The sequence below is a fragment of the Novosphingobium sp. genome (assembly GCF_040398825.1).
In the GTDB taxonomy this organism is placed as follows: Bacteria; Pseudomonadota; Alphaproteobacteria; order Sphingomonadales; family Sphingomonadaceae; genus Novosphingobium.
Window position 1 is genome coordinate 123509 of the sequence record NZ_JBBATI010000002.1, and the last position, 17071, is coordinate 140579.

General features: G+C 64.5%; 16 protein-coding genes. 8 read left to right on the forward strand and 8 right to left on the reverse strand.

Annotated features, from left to right (window positions below; genetic code table 11):
• Window positions 1-8 precede the first annotated feature (8 nt).
• Entirely contained in the window at window positions 9-398 is a 390-nt protein-coding gene (locus ABWP89_RS01935; protein ID WP_353226794.1) for a nuclear transport factor 2 family protein, read from the reverse strand.
• A gap of 130 nt (window positions 399-528) precedes the next feature.
• On the opposite strand from ABWP89_RS01935, the gene ABWP89_RS01940 reads away from it, so the two are divergent.
• The 5 genes from ABWP89_RS01940 (at window position 529) to ABWP89_RS01960 (ending at window position 6095) form a co-directional block, all read left to right on the forward strand.
• Window positions 529-1389, forward strand: coding sequence for a DUF8021 domain-containing protein (locus ABWP89_RS01940; RefSeq protein WP_353226796.1), 861 nt, complete (start codon window positions 529-531; stop codon window positions 1387-1389).
• A gap of 185 nt (window positions 1390-1574) precedes the next feature.
• Entirely contained in the window at window positions 1575-3707 is a 2133-nt protein-coding gene (locus ABWP89_RS01945) for an outer membrane protein assembly factor BamB family protein (RefSeq protein WP_353226797.1), read from the forward strand.
• 14 nt (window positions 3708-3721) lie between these two features.
• Entirely contained in the window at window positions 3722-5299 is a 1578-nt protein-coding gene (locus ABWP89_RS01950) for an FAD-binding oxidoreductase (RefSeq protein WP_353226798.1), read from the forward strand.
• Window positions 5299-5700 carry a c-type cytochrome gene (locus tag ABWP89_RS01955; protein WP_353226800.1) on the forward strand — a complete coding sequence of 134 codons (402 nt, stop codon included), beginning with the start codon at window positions 5299-5301 and terminating at the stop codon, window positions 5698-5700. The genes ABWP89_RS01950 and ABWP89_RS01955 overlap by 1 nt, the downstream gene beginning before the upstream one ends.
• 23 nt (window positions 5701-5723) lie before the next feature.
• Window positions 5724-6095, forward strand: a complete 372-nt coding sequence (locus ABWP89_RS01960; RefSeq protein ID WP_353226802.1) for a hypothetical protein — start codon at window positions 5724-5726, stop codon at window positions 6093-6095.
• On the opposite strand, the gene ABWP89_RS01965 is transcribed toward ABWP89_RS01960, so the two are convergent.
• Together ABWP89_RS01965 and ABWP89_RS01970 are read right to left on the reverse strand one after the other, a co-directional pair.
• Window positions 6048-8168 carry an acetate--CoA ligase family protein gene (locus tag ABWP89_RS01965; RefSeq protein ID WP_353226803.1) on the reverse strand — a complete coding sequence of 707 codons (2121 nt, stop codon included), beginning with the start codon at window positions 8166-8168 and terminating at the stop codon, window positions 6048-6050. The two genes, ABWP89_RS01960 and ABWP89_RS01965, sit on opposite strands and share 48 nt — an antisense overlap.
• Before the next feature lie 27 nt (window positions 8169-8195).
• Window positions 8196-9035 (reverse strand): p-hydroxycinnamoyl CoA hydratase/lyase, encoded by an 840-nt coding sequence (locus tag ABWP89_RS01970; RefSeq protein ID WP_353226804.1) that lies wholly within the window; start codon window positions 9033-9035, stop codon window positions 8196-8198.
• 101 nt (window positions 9036-9136) lie between these two features.
• On the opposite strand from ABWP89_RS01970, the gene ABWP89_RS01975 reads away from it, so the two are divergent.
• The 3 genes from ABWP89_RS01975 (at window position 9137) to ABWP89_RS01985 (ending at window position 12198) form a co-directional block, all read left to right on the forward strand.
• Entirely contained in the window at window positions 9137-9553 is a 417-nt protein-coding gene (locus ABWP89_RS01975; protein WP_353226806.1) for a MarR family winged helix-turn-helix transcriptional regulator, read from the forward strand.
• A gap of 220 nt (window positions 9554-9773) precedes the next feature.
• Window positions 9774-10628, forward strand: a complete 855-nt coding sequence (locus ABWP89_RS01980; RefSeq protein ID WP_353226807.1) for a beta-etherase — start codon at window positions 9774-9776, stop codon at window positions 10626-10628.
• Window positions 10621-12198 (forward strand): AMP-binding protein, encoded by a 1578-nt coding sequence (locus ABWP89_RS01985; RefSeq protein WP_353226809.1) that lies wholly within the window; start codon window positions 10621-10623, stop codon window positions 12196-12198. Before ABWP89_RS01980 ends, ABWP89_RS01985 begins: the two co-directional genes overlap by 8 nt.
• Before the next feature lie 183 nt (window positions 12199-12381).
• On the opposite strand, the gene ABWP89_RS01990 is transcribed toward ABWP89_RS01985, so the two are convergent.
• The 5 genes from ABWP89_RS01990 to ligK all read right to left on the reverse strand — a co-directional run bounded on the left by ABWP89_RS01990 (window position 12382) and on the right by ligK (window position 17014).
• Window positions 12382-13425 carry an isopenicillin N synthase family dioxygenase gene (locus tag ABWP89_RS01990; RefSeq protein ID WP_353226811.1) on the reverse strand — a complete coding sequence of 348 codons (1044 nt, stop codon included), beginning with the start codon at window positions 13423-13425 and terminating at the stop codon, window positions 12382-12384.
• Window positions 13422-14279, reverse strand: a complete 858-nt coding sequence (locus ABWP89_RS01995; RefSeq protein WP_353226813.1) for a sugar phosphate isomerase/epimerase family protein — start codon at window positions 14277-14279, stop codon at window positions 13422-13424. The genes ABWP89_RS01990 and ABWP89_RS01995 overlap by 4 nt, the downstream gene beginning before the upstream one ends.
• Before the next feature lie 94 nt (window positions 14280-14373).
• Window positions 14374-15273 carry an amidohydrolase family protein gene (locus ABWP89_RS02000; RefSeq protein WP_353226814.1) on the reverse strand — a complete coding sequence of 300 codons (900 nt, stop codon included), beginning with the start codon at window positions 15271-15273 and terminating at the stop codon, window positions 14374-14376.
• Window positions 15270-16331 (reverse strand): 4-oxalomesaconate tautomerase, encoded by a 1062-nt coding sequence (locus ABWP89_RS02005; RefSeq protein ID WP_353226816.1) that lies wholly within the window; start codon window positions 16329-16331, stop codon window positions 15270-15272. The genes ABWP89_RS02000 and ABWP89_RS02005 overlap by 4 nt, the downstream gene beginning before the upstream one ends.
• A gap of 8 nt (window positions 16332-16339) precedes the next feature.
• Window positions 16340-17014, reverse strand: coding sequence for a 4-carboxy-4-hydroxy-2-oxoadipate aldolase/oxaloacetate decarboxylase (ligK, locus tag ABWP89_RS02010; RefSeq protein ID WP_353226817.1), 675 nt, complete (start codon window positions 17012-17014; stop codon window positions 16340-16342).
• Between the last annotated feature and the right edge of the window lie 57 nt (window positions 17015-17071).

Sequence of the window (17071 nt, forward strand, 5' to 3'; positions counted from 1 at the left end):
TCATCGCATCAGAACATCGGGTTGGGATTGACGGGATATTCCGGCACATCCTGCAGCACATCCCAGTGTTCGACGATCATACCATGTTCCAGGCGAAAGATATCGACCACCGCCAGCCCGCGATCGCCCGGCCAGCGGCAGACATGCACATGCACGATGACATGGTCAGCATCGACAAACGCGCGGTGGATGGTCTGCCGCGCATCGGGCGAATCCGCGCGCCGGTCATTCAGCCAGCGTTTGAGCGCGGCCACCCCCGGTTCGGCCAGAGTGCTGTGCTGCACATAGTGGGGCGCAATAAAATCATCCACCCGTGACGCGTCGAGCGCGATCAACACGGCCTGGTACATCGCCAGAACGTGGCGCAGATTGGCCTCTTCAACCGGCGAATGCGCCATCGTTTTGCCCTCTTTCCCGTTCGGCACCGGCCACATGGGCCTTGCGCTCTTTATAACATTTGATACGGTGCAAAGGTACGGACAATCTGTGGCCAGCACAAGGCCACAGCGACAATTTTCGGGAGAGTTCATGGACCGGCAGGCGCTTTATGCCGTGCTCGACACGTTTCTGGCGGCCCTGGCCCGTGGCGATGCCGCTGCGATCGATTGGGCGGCAGGCGCGCTGGTGTCGGAAAACAACGTCATGCTGGACATCGGCGACGGAGTGTGGGGCACGATTCTGGGCCTGGGCGATTACGCCTTGCGCTTTGCCGACACCCGCACCGGGCAGGTCGGCTATTTCGGCACGGTGGTAGAGGCGATCGAAGAATCCGGCTTTACGCTGCGGCTGGCGGTGGATGCCAGCGGCGCGGTGACCGAGGCGGAGATGTGCATCGTGCGCCAGTCGGACAGCGGCATAAAGTTTGAAAACCCGCGCTACTGGACCAAACCGATCCTGGAATCCGATGCCACGGCCCCTGCCCCGCGCGATGAACTGGTGCGGCTGTCCGATGGGTATTTTGACACGCTGCAATTGAACGACGGGACCATTCACACGCGTTTCCACCCCGATTGCCAGCGGGTGGAAAACGGCGTGCAGACCACCAACAATCCCGAATTTGCCAAGATCGTGCCGGTTTCGGCACTGGGGTGCGAGGCGCAGTTCCGCATGGGCAATTACCGCTATGACGATGCCCTGCGCGCGCGGCGGTTTCCGCTGGTCGATGAAGAACGCGGGCTGGTGCTGGCGTTCGGGTTTATCGACCATTCGGGGCGGCTGGATACCTATCAGCTGACCGACGGGCGCACGGTGAAAAGCCCGGTGCGCCGGCCGCACAGCTTTTACATTTCCGAACTGTTCAAGATCGACCACGGCATGATCTGCCAGATCGAAGCCAATTTCATCACCGTGCCCTATCGCATGCCCAGCCCGTGGGATGTGCCAGCATGATGATACGCGGGCGGGAAACTCTTAAAAGCCCTCCCCCTCAGGGGGAGGGTTGGGTGGGGGTGTGCAGCGCTGGTGTGAAGCGCGAAAACGCGGGCCTCGGACACCCTTCCCCGACCCCTCCCCAAAGGGGAGGGGCGCAAAGCCGCCATCATCCCGTCATTGCGGGCCTGATCGCGCTGGCGCTGGTGGCATCGCCGCTGGCCGGGGCGGCATCGCAGGATGTGGAATGGGCCAGCCCGGGCGGTAATGCGGGCAAAACGCATTTTTCGCCGCTGACCGATATCAACCCTGGCAATGTCGCGCGGCTGGGGCTGGCCTGGGCTGCGGAACTGGGCACCAATCGCGTGCTGGAGGCAACGCCGGTCATGGTCGGCGGGGTGCTCTATACCAGCGGTGTGGCGGGGCGCGCCTATGCCTTTGATGCCGCCACGGGCCGCGAACTGTGGCGGTTTGAACCGCCGGTGGACATGCAGGTCAACCGTTCGGTGTGTTGCGACATGGCCAATCGCGGGGTCGTGCTGGCCGGGGGCCTCGTCTATGTCGGCGCGCTTGATGGCATACTCTATGCGCTGGATGCACGCACCGGCAGCGTGGTGTGGAAGGTTGATACGGTCGAAGACCACGCCCGCGGCACCACATCGACCGGCGCGCCGGAAATTGCCGGTGATCTGGTGGTGCTGGGCAATGCCGGGTCGGACTATGACGCGCGCGGCTATATCAGCGCCTATGACCGCCGCAGCGGAGCACTGCGCTGGCGGTTTCATACCACGCCAAAGGACCCGGCGCTGGGCCCGCAGGACAATCCCGAGCTGGAGGCCGCGGTCAAGACCTGGGACCCGGCCAGCCGCTGGGATATCGGCGCGGGCGGATCGCCGTGGGACGCGATCACCTATGACCCCGAAACCGGGTTGGTGCTGGTCGGCACCGGCAATGCCGAACCATACAGCCTGACCGCGCGCAGCCCCAAAGGCGGGCGCAACCTGTATGTTTCATCGATCGTCGCGATCGACGCAAAAACCGGCCGCATGCGCTGGTTTTACCAGGAAAGCCCAGAAGACCAGTGGGATTACGACGCCACTGCGCCGATGATCCTGACGCACATGACCATCGCCGGGCGTGACCGGTCGGTGGTGCTGCACGCACCCAAAAACGGGTTTTTCTATGCGCTCGATCGTGCCACCGGCGAAGTGCTGCGCGCCAATCCGATCGTGCGGATCAACTGGGCCACGGGCGTCGATACCAAAACCGGAGAGCCGCAGCTTGATCCCGCCGCCGATATTTCGGGCGGGCCGAAAATCGTGTTTCCCGCCACCCCCGGCGCGCGCAACTGGCACCCCGGCGCCTATGACCAGACGCGCGGGCGCTGGTATGGCGCGGTGCTCGACATGGGCAATCTGATCTTTGTCCCGCCCGGGCCAAAGCCGTATCAGGCCAAAGGGATGAACAATGGCGCGGCGCTGGTGTTCACGTCGGATCTCGCCGCCGCGCTGCCATCCCTGCCGCCACCAGTGCAAAGCGCGGTCAAGGCGCTGCCCGCCTGGGCAGAGGTGCTGGCCAACCCCGCGCAGGCCGATGTGCGCGCGATCGATCCACAGACCGGGCGCACGCTGTGGTCCGATCCGACCGGGGGCTGGCAGGATCGCGCCGGGGTGCTGGCCACGGCGTCGGGCCTGGTGGTGCATGGCACGATTGCCGGCGAATTGCGCGTGCTGGATGCGCAGACCGGCATGGTGCTGAAATCGATCCAGACCGGCACCTCGATCATGGCCGCGCCGATGACCTATCGGCTGGGCGGGGTGCAATATATCGCGGTGATGGCGGCCTGGGGTGGTGGTGGCTATCCCTATGTGCCGCGCTATTCGGCGGCCTATCAGCGCGGCAATCAGGGCCGGCTGCTGGTGTTCCGGCTGGATGGCGGGCCGGTGCCGGTCCCGCCGCTGCTGCCCCCGCTGGAGGTTGCGCCGCCGCCGCCGGCACAGGCCCCCGGGGTCACCCCGGCCGTGATCGCGCGCGGACAGGCGTTGTATTACAGTGTCGGCTGCGCGCTGTGCCATGCCAATCAGCCGCGGTCGATCACGCCTGATTTGCGGCGCATGAACGAAGGCACCCATGCCGCGTTCCGCCAGATCGTGCTCGACGGGCTGTATCAGGCAGCGGGCATGCCGCGCTGGGACGAAGCGCTGAAACCCGCCGACGCCGACGCCATCCACGCCTGGCTGATCGACACGCAAGCCAGGACACGCGCCGACGACCTGGAAAAGGTCAAACGCGGGCTGCCGCTCGATGCGCCCAGCCTGGCCATCCTGTCCAGTTACTGAAGGAAAATCCGCACATGAAACTGGTACTGCCACCGCGCATCAGCCCAAAGGCATTCGGTGCCGCGCTGACCGCCTTTGCCGGCGTGGTCGGCAAAGACTGGGTGCTGTCGACCGACGCCGACCGCGATGCCTATGCCGATATCTATGCCCCCGGCCCGTCCGAACAATGGCCGGCCTCGGCGGCGGTCGCACCCGCCTCGGCGGCGGAAGTGCAGGCGATTGTGCGGCTGGCCAACCAGCACAAAGTGCCGCTGTGGCCGGTCTCGCGCGGCAAGAACCTGGGCTATGGCACTGCCGCGCCGCGCATGGCGGGCAGCGTGGTGCTCGATCTGGGCCGGATGAACACAATCATCGATATCGATGCGAAGCTGGCGACCTGCGTGCTGGAACCGGGGGTCAGCTTTTTTGACCTGCATGAGGCGATCGCGCGCGAAAAACTGCCGCTGTGGCTGTCGGTGCCGGGCAATGCCTGGGGATCGGTGCTGGGCAACGCGTTTGAACACGGCATCGGCTATACCCCCTATGGCCTGCACGCGCGCAATCTGTGCGGGTTTGAGGTCGTGCTGCCCGATGGCGATCTGGTGCGCACCGGGATGGGCGCGATGACCGGCAACCACGCCTGGCACTTGCACCCGCTCAGCTATGGGCCGACGTTTGACCTGGCGTTTACCCAGTCGAGCCTGGGCGTGGTCACCCGCGCCGGGCTGTGGCTGCAACCGGCGCCGGCCGCGTCGCTGGAACTGGTGTTCGACATCCCCAATGAAGACGACATCGGCTGGGTGATCGACACCATCGCGCCGCTGAAAATCGCCGGGCTGATCGACCAGAACGTGTTCATCCCCAGCTGGCTGGGCAAGATGGTGCTGAAAGGCCAGCGCAACGATTTCTGGGACAAACCCGGCGCGATCCCCGAATGGCGGGTGAAAGAGCTGCTGGCGCAATACAAGCTGGGGTACTGGCAGGTCGCGCTGCGGCTGTATGGCGATGAAACCGTGATCCGGGCCAAGGCCGACATCGTGCGCGCGGCGATAGCGCGCAATCTGGCTGTGCCGCCCGCCGAACACTGGTGGCATACGGGCGAGCCGACCAACGCGGTCGATATCACCATGGGCGTGCCATCGGCGGTGCCGTTGCAGATGAGCGACTGGGTCGGCGGGCGCGGCGCGCACATGGGCTTTTCCCCCGTGGTGCCCGCAACAGCGGAACACGTGATGGGGCAATTGAAGCGCAGCCGCGCGATCATCGCCGCGCACGATGTTGATTTCTATGCCAGCTTCACCATCGGCGGGCGGTTTGCCACCAATATCAACATGCTGATGTTTGACCGCGATCAGCCCGATCAGATCGCCAATATGAAAAAGCTGTTCAACGCGCTGATCGGCGAAACTGCCAAGGCCGGATATGGCGAATACCGCACGCACCTCGGCTGGATGGACACGGTGATGGACACGTACGATTTCAACGGCCACGCGCTGCGCCGGCTGAACGAGCGGATAAAGGATGCGCTTGATCCCAACGGCATTATCGCCCCGGGCAAACAGGGCGTCTGGCCAGCCGCATACCGGGATCAGACGCAGGAGGGCCGGGCGTGATGACGCGCATGAAAACAATCGTGGCCTGCGCCGCGCTGATCCTGGGCCCGGCGGGGCTGGTGCTGGCCGATCCGCCACCGGCACCGCCCTATCAGATGCGCAGCCCCGCCCCGGCCGGTGACCGGCTGGCGCCGGGTCGCGATGGTCAGGCCTTGTTTGAAAACCACTGCGGTTATTGCCATCTGACCTATGGCATGGGCACCAATCTGCTGGTGAAGCAACGGCTGGCGGTTGGCGCCAGCCCGGCAACCGCGCTGCTGGCCAACCGCGACGATCTGACCGCGGCCTATGTCCACGCCGTGGTGCGGATGGGCAAAGGCGCGATGCCGCCGCAGACCCGCGTTGATGTAACCGATGCAGAGCTCGACAGCGTGGCGGCATACCTGGGGCGCGGCAAGTGAAGGCGGACCCCACACGCGCCGGCATGAGCAGACGCGCGCTGATCAAGGCCGGCGCAGTTTCGACCGGCATGCTCGGGCTTGGCCCGCTGGCCCGCGCCATGCCACTGGCCGATGTGGCGATCCATGACAGCCGCTTTGGCGGCGCGCCCGGTCTGGCAACGCAGACCATCGATCTGGTCGAAGAACGCCGCCAGCGCTGGGCGACCATCCGCAGCGGGCTGGGCAATACCCGCCGGATCGACGGCGTTTGTGCGTGGAGCGACTATGTGATGATCGCCCACGAACTGGAACGCCGCGGTTTTCGCCGCACCGCGGAGGTGCCACAAGGGCGGTTATGGCGCTGGACCTTATTGCGCCAGAATCAGCGCATCGAGCGCGATCACGCCCCGGCCTGACGGGTAGAGGATCACCGGGTTGAGATCGAGTTCGGCCAGACGCGGTTCGCTGTGCAGCAGCCGCGCCACGGTCACGATCAGGTCAGCCAGCGCCGGCACATCCAGCGCGGGGGCCCCGCGCCAGCCGGCCAGCAGGGCGGCGCTTTTCAGCTTGCCCAGATCGGCCATGACTTCGGCATGGGTCATGTCGGGGGTGAACAGGCGCACGTCCTGCAGCACTTCGGCGGTGACCCCGCCAAACCCGGCCAGCACCACCGCGCCCCATTCGGGATCGTTGCGGCCACCGACGATCATTTCCATGCCGCGCGGGCCCATCGCCTCTATCAGCACGCCATCGAGCGTGATCATGGCGTCATAGGCGGCGACGCTGGCATGCATGCGCTGCCACGCCGCACGCACCGCATCGTCATCGGACAGATTGAGGATCACCCCGCCCGCGTCGCTCTTGTGGCTGAGCGCAGGGCTCTGCGCCTTCATCGCCACGGGATAGCCCAGCGTGGCGGCGGCGGCCGCCGCCGCATCGGCGTCGGCCGCAAACGCTCCGTTCGGGAACGGCACCCCCAGCGGGGCGAGCAGGGCTTTTGCGCGGTATTCGGGCACGACCCCTGCCTCGTCCGCCAGCGCGGGCAACGGCAGGGGTATGATCGCCGCGGTTTGCGCGGCTTCATTGCAACTGCCCAGCCGGGCCAGCGCAGCCAGCACGCGTTCGGTGGTGGGAAACCACGGCACACCGGCCGCGCGCAGCGCAGCGATGTAATGGTCGGGCATGCGCGCGCCTTCGTCCAGCCCGGCGAAGATCAGCGGTTTGGTCAGCACGCGGCCATCGAGCGCGGCCAGGATTGCCGGAACCTTGATATCGGCAGTGACCGGATCGGACTGGATGATCCCGGCGACAATTGCACCAACGCGGTCATCGTCCAGCAGCGCGGTCAACACCTGGGTATAGATCGACGGCTGGCTCAACCCTTGCGCGGTGATGTCGAGCGGATTGCTGACCGGCACGAACGGCGGCAGCGCAGCGCGCAAGCCGGGCGCATTGGTGTTGTCGAGCGGGGTCAGCGGCAGGCCCAGCCGCTCCGCCTGATCAAGCACCATCGCCTTGAACGCACCGGATTCCCCCAGCACCGCCACCTCTGGCCGGGTGAGCGCAGGGGCGCGCACCAGCAATTCGGCCACGTCGCCCAGTTCCTGCAGGGTTTCGGCAAAGATAACCCCGGTGCGTGCGACTTTGGCACGCATCAACTGGTAATCGCCCGCCATTGCCCCGGTATGCGTGGCGGCGGATTCGCGCGCCGCGCTGGATGTGCCGGGGTGCAGCAGCACGATCGGCTTGCCTGCCGCGCGCGCACGCTGCGCGGCGTGCAGAAACCGCGCCGGCGCGCGGAACTGTTCGACGATCATCGCGATGACCTGTGTGTCGGGATCATCGATCAGCCAGTCGACATAGTCTTCGACGCCGCTGCCGGCTTCGTTGCCGGTGGAAACCGAATAGCTGGTCGGCACCGCGCGCGCGATCAGCACGGTGCCCAGCACCGCCGCCATCGCGCCCGATTGCGACACCACGCCCACCGCGCGGCGCCCGGCCGGCGGTTCGCAAAACGCTTCGACAAAAGTCAGCGGGATTTTATCGACATGATTGACCAGGCCCAGGCAATTCGGACCTTCGATTACCATGCCCGCTGCGGCCGCGATGCGCGCGATTTCGCCCTGTTCGGCCAGGCCTTCGGGGCCGTCTTCGGCAAAACCGGCCGAAAACACGATCACCGCGCCCACGCCGCGCGCGGCCAGTGCGCGCACGGTATCCAGCACTGCCGGGCGCGGAATGGCCAGCACCGCAACATCAACGCCCATGGGCAGGTCTTCAATGCCGGCCAGGCATTTGCGCACGCCGATGGCATCACGTTTGGGGTTGATCGGCCAGACCGTGCCGGCAAACCCGGCACGATCCAGATTGGTGATCAGCGTGGCGCCCAGCGCGCCCGGCTTGTCACTGGCGCCGACCACCGCGATCGATTGCGGCCGCAACAATCGCGCCAGTTGATCGCGTGAAAAACGCGGACGATCCAACGCCATGTCATTCCTCCCCATATGGACTGTTGATCAGCCCTGGACCTTGGTGGCGTCAAACGTGCCCAGCCCCGGTTTGAACGTCTTGTCATCCAGGAACTGTTTGGTCGCTTCCTTGCGCGCGGCGGCTCCGCCAAAACCGTTCAAGGCTTCCTGCGCACGGATCTGGTATTCCAGTGCGTTGTCATAGGTCATGTCGACGACGCGACGCATGGTCCATTTGGTCGCGCGCAGGGCATTGGGGTCTTTTTTCAACAGCGCCTCGGCGATTTCCTGCACCCGCGCGTGCAGCTGGTCGGCGGGCACCGCCTCGGTCACCAGGCCTTGCGCGGCAGCATCGCTGCCCGACAGGTTTTCGCCCATCATTGCATGGTACATCGCCTTGCGGAACGGCATCAGCTCCTGCGCGACTTTGCTGGCACCGCCGCCAGGCAGGATGCCCCAGTTGATTTCCGACAGGCCGAACTGCGCGTCTTCGGCCGCGATGGCGATATCACAGCCGAACAACGGCCCGTACCCGCCGCCGAAACACCAGCCGTTGATCATTGCAATCGTCGGCTTTTCATACCAGCGCAGGCGTTCGAACCAGCCATAGGATTCACGCTGGCTTTTGCGGATGGCCCACAGGCCTTGCGCCTCGGTTTCGCGGAAATATTCCTTCAGATCCATCCCGGCGGTCCACGCCTCACCCTCACCGGTCAGCACCAGCACGCCGACATCATCACGGAATTCCAGCTCTTCCAGCACCTTCTTCATTTGCCGGTTAAGCTTTGGACTCATGCAGTTGCGCTTTTCCGGGCGATTGAATTTTACCCAGGCGATCCGGTTCTCCACCGAAAACGCGACGGTATCCTCTTCGCTGCGATCGCTCATGTCGTGCTCTTTCGTGATCTGGACGTTATGCTATCAGAGATATCGGCAATATTGTTATTGTCAATAACTATCCTGACAACGGAGCGATGGATTTTGCGCCCATGACCGACATTCTGCGCCAACGCCCCGGCTATGCCCTGCGCCGTGCCGCCAATGCCATGATGGGCGAACTGGCGCGCCGGCTTGCCCTGATCGACTTGCGCATTGCCGAGGCTTCGGTGCTGCTGCTGGTCGAGCGTCGCCACGATGTCACCGCCAGCGAAATCGGCCGCGTGCTGGATATCCAGCGCGCCAACATGGTGCCGCTGCTGGCCCGGCTGGAAGAGGCCGGGCTGATTGAACGCAAACCGATTGACGGCAAATCGCAGGCCGTGCTGTTGACCCCGGCCGGGCAGGAACGCCGTGCCCGGGCCGACGCCATCACCACCGCGTTTGAAGACGATCTGCTGGCCCGCATTGCGCCCGAACACCGCGATCACCTCGTGCCTGCGCTGGGCGCGCTGTGGCGCGCCGAATAACAGGCCGCGCTGTGGCGCGCCGAATAACAGGCCGCGATGTGGCGCGCTGACTGATGCACCGACGCTGATCGCCAGCATCACCAAGGGGTAGGCCGCCCCTGCCAAATCCCCCTTCCCTTGCGGCATTTTGTATGTATTACTAACAAAATAGACAACCGATCAGGACCGCCGTGCCGCACGCTGCGCACGCGACAGGCCCCGACGAAAGAGGATGGCGACCATGGCAAAAGACAACCGCATCACCTTTTTCGACCTGCAACACGCCAGCGGCGCGACCACCAGCCCGTTTGTGTGGGCCACCAAATATGCGTTGAAACACAAAGGGTTCGACCTGGATGTGGTCGATGGCGGGTTCATCGGCATTCTCGATCGTACCGGGGGCCATTCCGAACGCCTGCCGGTGATTGTCGATGATGGCGAATGGGTGCTCGATTCGTGGCTGATTGCCGAACATCTCGATCGCAAATATCCTGAACGTCCCACCCTGATCGGCGATCCATCGGTACGCGTGCTGACCCAGTTTTTGGAAACCTGGCTGTGGAAGACCGCAGTCAGCGTGTGGGCGCGCTGCTATGCCGTGCAGTACCGCGACCGCTGTTTTCCGCAGGACATCCGCTATATCGTCGAATCGCGCCGCCGCATGTGGGGCGCGCCGATGGAGGAACTGATTGTGGGCCGCGAAGACCGGCTGCCGCTGGTGCTGCCCGAACTGGAATTGCTGCGCGGGATTTTGCGTGAACACAAATGGCTGGGCGGCGAAACGCCCAATTATGCCGATTATCGCGCGCTGGCGGTGTTTTTGTGGTGCGCCAGCATCGCCGACATCCCGCCAATGACCGATGATGAACCGCTGCGCGACTGGATCGATCGCGGCTTTGACCTGTATGGCGGGCTGGGCCGCATCCCCGGGATGAGCCCGCTGTTTGGATTGCAGATGCGCGCGGGCGATCCCGAACCGTTTGCCAAAGGGCCGACACTGGTGGGCGGGTTGATCAACCGCAACACCGGCCCGGCTTCCACCGCCGCCGAAACCGCCAAGATCACCGGAAAAGCCGAGACCACGAACAATGCGTAATATCGATTATTTTGACCGCCAGGAACGACTCCATCCCGATCGCGTGCTGCTGATCGCCAATGGCCAGTCGCTGACTTATGGCGAAGTCCACGCGCTGACGCACCGCACGGCCGGCGCGCTGCTCGATGCCGGGCTGGCGCATCAGGAAGCGGTTGCGGTAATGAGCCCCAACCACCCCGGCGTGCTGGTGGCCATGCTGTCGCTGTGGCGCGCGGGCGCAACGTGGATTCCGGTCAACACGCGCAACGCGCTGTCCGACAATGTGGTCTATCTCAACTATGTGCGCGCTACGGTGCTGTTTTACCATTCGCACTATGCCGATGATGCGCGGCATGTGCAGCAATCGGTGCCGACCATCCGCCTGATGGTGTGCATCGACCAGCCCGAGGGCGATGCACCCTCGCTCGATCAGTTCATGCGGCCTGCCGGATCGCCCCCGGTGGCCGATTGGGGCGATCCGGGCGGCAATGGCGATGAACTGACCGCGATCATTGCCACCGGCGGCACCACCGGCCCGGCCAAGGGCGTGCGCGTGCTCAACCGCAGCTGGGGCACCATGCTGGAAACCATCGGCAACGGCATGGCGCTGAAACCCAACGCCTATACCGATTACCCGGTATTTCTGGCCACCGCGCCGCTTACCCATGCGGCCGGGCCGTTTACCATGGCGGGCATCACGATGGGCGCCACCATTGTCGTGCTGCCGCAATTCGATGCCGATGCGGTGATGGACGCGGTGGTCGAACACCGCGTGACGCACACCTTCCTGCCGCCCACCGCAGTGTACACGATGCTGGCGCACCCGCGCGTGCGTGAAATCGATTATTCCAGCCTGCAGTTCTTTCTGCTGGCGGGTTCGGCATGCGCGCCGGAAAAGCTGCGCCAGATGGTGGAGATTTTCGGCCCCTGCATGTGCCAGTCGTATGGCCAGACCGAATTCCACCTGGTCGCCACCTGGCTGCCACCCGAAGTGGTCGCGGCCGCGGCGGCGGGCGATCATCCCGAACGGCTGGCCAGTTGCGGCCGCCAGACTTATTCGGTGCGCGTGGAGCTGATGGACGACGACGGCAATCTGCTGGGCGTGGATGAAGTGGGCGAAATCGTCGGGCGCGGCGGCATCGTCGGCGGCGGCTATTTCGAAATGCCAGAGGTCAGCGCCGAAACCTGGGCGCACGGCTGGCACCACACCGGCGACGTGGGCCGGCGCGATGCCGATGGGTATTACTACATCGTCGACCGCAAAAAGGACATGATCGTCACCGGCGGGTTCAACGTGTTCTGCACCGAGGTGGAGGCCGCGGTGACCGAATTGCCCGGCATCCTGGAATGCGCGGCGATCGGCATTCCCGATGACAAGTGGGGCGAAGCGGTCACCGCGCTGGTGGTCGCCGGCCCGGGTGCGCCCGATGCCGCGGCGATCATCGCGCATTGCAAGGACCGGATCGGCAGCGTGAAAGCGCCCAAGCACGTGTTTTTCAAGGACGCCCTGCCCCGCACCGCAGTCGGCAAGTTCGACAAGAAAACGATGCGCGCCGAATTTTGGGAAGGGCAGGATCGCGGCGTCGCGTGATCGGCAAGCATGACGTTAGTGCAACCCACTGAATAAAAAGCCCTCCCCCTCAGGGGGAGGGTTGGGAGGGGGTGTCCGGCGCTGCGATGACGCACGACAAATCAGGCGTCGGACACCCCTCCCGAACCCCTCCCCTGAGGGGAGGGGCTTTTTGATTCGGGGCATTCACGGATCACGACGGCGCTATTCCGCCAGAGCCTTGAACTGGCCAAACGTATGCGTGCCGCGCGCGTTGGCGGGAAGCGCCAGTTCACCGTTGGCGACCTTTTCGCGCAGATAGCGATACGTCTGCAACGCCATCGACCACATGTGATCGCCGATTGAAATGTCGGGATATTCGGCTGCGCGTTCGCCGGTGGGATCGAATTCGGGCAAGGGTCGGATCTTGGTCGCATAGTCGCAGGCAAAGAACAGCGGGAACGAATAGCGTTCGTGTTGCACCTTGCGCACGCGGTGGGTGGTGGCCACGAACTGCCCGGCGGTCATCACCTCCAGCATGTCGCCCACATTGATCACGAACAGTTCCTCGCCGTCCACGGTCACCGGCGGCGCGTCGATCCAGTGGCCTTCGCCGTTCAACACTTCCAGCCCGGGCTGATCGGCCAACAGCAGCGTAAAGCATTCGTAATCGGTATGCGCGCCAATGCCCGGCGCATCCCGCGCCGACGGATCAACCGGATAATGGATCAGCCGCAGCTTTGACGGCGGGCAGGTTACCAGCGCGTCAAAAGCGTGTTCATCCTGCCCCAGCGCCAGCGCAAAACCCTGAAACAGCTTGCGCCCCAGCGCAAACACATCGGCATAATAGGCATCGACGGAATCGCGAAACCCCGGCAGCGCGGGCCATTTGTTGCCACTGATCAGCGGCTGCCCCGCCAGTACAAACGGATGATCGTCGGCGGCTTCGAACCCCACATCCCACGCCTCTTTCAGATCGGGCCGCCCGGAGCCGTAAAATTCCGATCCTTCAGGCACATAGCCCTTGTGCCCACGCCCCAACCCGATGTGGCACGCCATTTTCCAGTCGAAATCATGCGCAAACAGGTCAGTCGTGGCGGCGCGCAAGGCGGCAATCCGCTCCGCCGAAATACCGTGCCCGCTGATATAGAAAAACCCGACTTCGCGTGCCGCGCGGCCAAGTTCCTCCGCCACGGCCTGACGATCGGCAGGGTTTGCGCTGAACAGGCGGCGGATATCGATAATCGGCAGCGCTTCGAAAGGGGTCATGCCATCTGGCTCCATGCGGTAAACTGTGTGCGGCTGGTTTGGGCCATCCAGCGGTTCAAATCCCAGATATCGGCCACTGGCGCGCGGGTAAACGGCAACAAGTGCGTATAGCCGTCGGGGCCGAATTCGGGGGTGAGCGTGGTGACCGCCTGGCCGCGCGCGTGCTGGGCCGCCCACACCCGTTCCCACATCGCCTGATGCCAGGCCAGCGCATCGGCATATTCGGGCGCGGCCGGGTGCGGCACTTGCGGCCCCTGGTCATAACCGACGCGGGCCTGCACATGGTGCACCCGGTTCAGAAACGGCGACAGATCATCCGCCGGATCATTCAACAACCGTTCCGACACCACCACCCAGTGGCTGAGATCGGCGGTAAAGCGCAATTGCGGCACCTGCGCGATCAGATCAAGCGTTAGCCACGGGCTGTACAACGATGTGGCGCGATGGATTTCAAAACTGCACATGATCCCGGCCGCATCGGCCAGCGCCTGCGCCCGGCCAAAAAAATCGACCTGCATCGCCAGCGGCCAGCGATCGTTGCCGGCCAGCACATTGACAAACCGCGCGCCCAGCTGCCCCGCGCCATCGATCGCCGCAGCCAGCCGGTCGCAATGCTGCGCCGGGGCCCATGACTGATCGGGGATGACATCGCCGCCGGTGAACACCACCGCGATATAATCCAGCCCCTGTTCCGCCAGCGCGGATTTCAGCGCGCGGCGGGCAAACGGATCGGCAGGCAGCCGGGTTTCCACGCCGACAAAGCCGTTTTCGCGGCACTCTGCACCGCACCGCGCCCAATCGGCGCCAGGCCCGGCAGGCCACCCCCATAACGAACGAAAAAGATCCAGCTGCATGGCCATGGTTTCACCACCACAACCGCGCCGCTGCAAGCGCTTTGGTCAGAGTCTGTTTCGAAAGTCGCTTGTCAGCGACTTTCGAAACAGACTCTCAATCGGCCCAATACAAGGCTGTCGGATTGGCCACCAGCAGCCGGTGTTGCAGTTCGGCCGTGGGCGCGATGCGCGGGATCATGTCGACCAGATGGCCATCATCGGGAATGGCGTCCTGCATATTGGGATGCGGCCAGTCGGTGCCCCACAGCGCACGGCCGGGATAATCGGCCACCAGCGGCGCGACCGCATCGGCAAACATATTCCACGGATCGCCGCCCCTGCCATTTTGGGCCGGATCGAGCCGGTCGGGGCACGTCGCCTTGAACCAGATATCATCGCGCGAATCCAGCAATGCACGAAACGCCTTCATATCCGCACCATCGGCGCCTTGGGTGACATCGGGGCGGCCCATGTGGTCGATCACCAGCGGTACCGGGATCGCATCCATGAAGCCGCGCAATTCTTCCAGAATATCCGCTTCGAAATAGATCACCACGTGCCACCCGGCGGGCAGGCGCCGCGCCACGTCCAGAAATTTGTCCTTGGGCGCATCATCGACCAGCCGTTTCAGAAAATTGAAGCGTATGCCGCGCATGCCGCCGGCATGCATGGCGTGCAGTTCGGACTCGCTGATCGCGGGGTCGACCACCGCCACCCCGCGCGCGCGGCCCTGCGACCGGGCAATGGCATCGAGCGTGGCGGCATTGTCGGTGCCATGGCAGCTGGCCTGCACGATCACGTTTTTGGCAAACCCCAGATGGTCGCGCAGGGCAAACAGCCTGTCCGGCCCGGCGTCCTGGGGCAGATACTTCGCCTTGGCGCTGAACGGGAACTGCGCCTGCGGGCCAAACACGTGGCAATGCGCATCGATCGCGCCCGCCGGCGGCACATAGCGCGGTTTTGATGGATTGGCGTGCCACGACACGATGCGTTCGGGCGTTGCGTTGCCACTCATGCGAAAACCACTCCATCCATCATTTTGCGCGCGGTGCGCAGCAGCGCGGCGCTCACCACCGCGCCGCTGGCATCGGTTTCCAGTACACAGCTCATTTCGCCAGTGGGGTGTTCGACCGACAGCGTTTTGCGCGGCCCCTCACCCACCGTGGCCACTGCGGCAGCGGGCGACCCCGGCAACAGACAGGCGGTCGCCACCGACACCGCGCCCAGCACGCCAATCGTGGCATGCGCGCGATGCGGGATGAAACTGCGCACGGTGACCGCGCCGCCGTTACGCGGCGGGGCGACCAGCATCATCTTGGGCACCGATTTGGCGGTGACATCGCCCAGGTTCATCATCGGGCCGACAATCAACCGGATCGCCTCTATCCGCGCTTTCAGTTCGGTCGCATTGTCCAGCCAGTCGCGATCCTCATAGCCGGTGATGCCCAAGTCCTGCGCCCTGATCACCACACACGGCATGCCGTTGTCGATCAGCGTAACCGCCACGCCATTGACCACATCGACCACGTTGCCGGTGGGCAGCAGCGCGCCGCAGCTGGAACCCGCGGTATCACGAAACTCCAGCGGGATCGCCGCATGGGTGCCGGGCACGCCGTCAATCGCGGCATTGCCGGCATAGGTCGGCACACCGCCGGGTGTGGCGACAGTCGCCACCGCCGCCTGGCCGGTATTCTCCATATAAATCGCCACGCGCGTGACATCGCCAGTGGCGGTAACCAGACCGCGCTCGATCGCGAACGGGCCAACGCCGGCCAGGATATTCCCGCAATTCTGCGCGTCCGACACGATCGCCTGATCAACAAACACCTGCAGAAACAGGTAATCGACATCGATCCCGTCGCGGTTTGATGACGACACCACCGCCACTTTGCTGGTCAGCGGATCGGCGCCGCCCATACCATCGATCTGGCGCGGGTCGGGCGACCCCATCACGCCCAGCAGAAACGCGTCGCGCGCGGAAACGTCCACGGGCAAATCATCTTTGACAAAATAACCGCCCTTGGACGTGCCGCCGCGCATCCACATGCAGCGTGCGTCATGTGAATCAGACATAGTGTGCATCAGACATATTTCAGGCCCATTTCTGCCAGCCGTTCACGCATCTTGTACATATCCAGCCCCAGCACGCCGGCGGCCAGCTTCGCCCGCTTGTCCGCCTCGTTCGCTTCGCGCGCCCGGGCTGCGGCCAGCACGGTTTCGGCCTGGGCGCGCGGCACCACGCAGACGCCATCGTCGTCAGCCACGATCACATCGCCGGGCTGGATCGCCGCACCGGCGCAGACCACCGGCACATTGACCGAACCGAGCGTGTTTTTGACCGTGCCCTGGGCATAGACCGCCTTTGACCACACCGGGAACTGCATTTCCGTCAGATCGCGCAGATCGCGCACCCCGGCATCGATCACCAGCCCGCGACAGCCGCGCGCCTGTGCCGATGTCGCCAGCAGGTCGCCGAAATAGCCGTCTTCGCACGGGGACGTCGGCGCCAGCACCAGAATGTCGCCCGGCTGCAGTTGTTCGATCGCCACATGCACCATCCAGTTGTCGCCCGGGGGGGCGCTGATGGTGACCGCCGATCCGGCAATGCGGGCGCCGGCATAGATCGGCCGCAGCGCACTGCCCAGCAGCCCGGTACGCCCCTGCGCCTCGTGCACTGTGGCCACGCCGCACTGGCCCAGCGCGTCGATCACCGCGATCGGCGCCCGTTCGATTTTCTGCACGACAATTCCGCTCATGAACGCTGCCCGCCTGTCTGGTTGTATTGCTCCATCCCCGGTTGCGCCGCGCCTGAA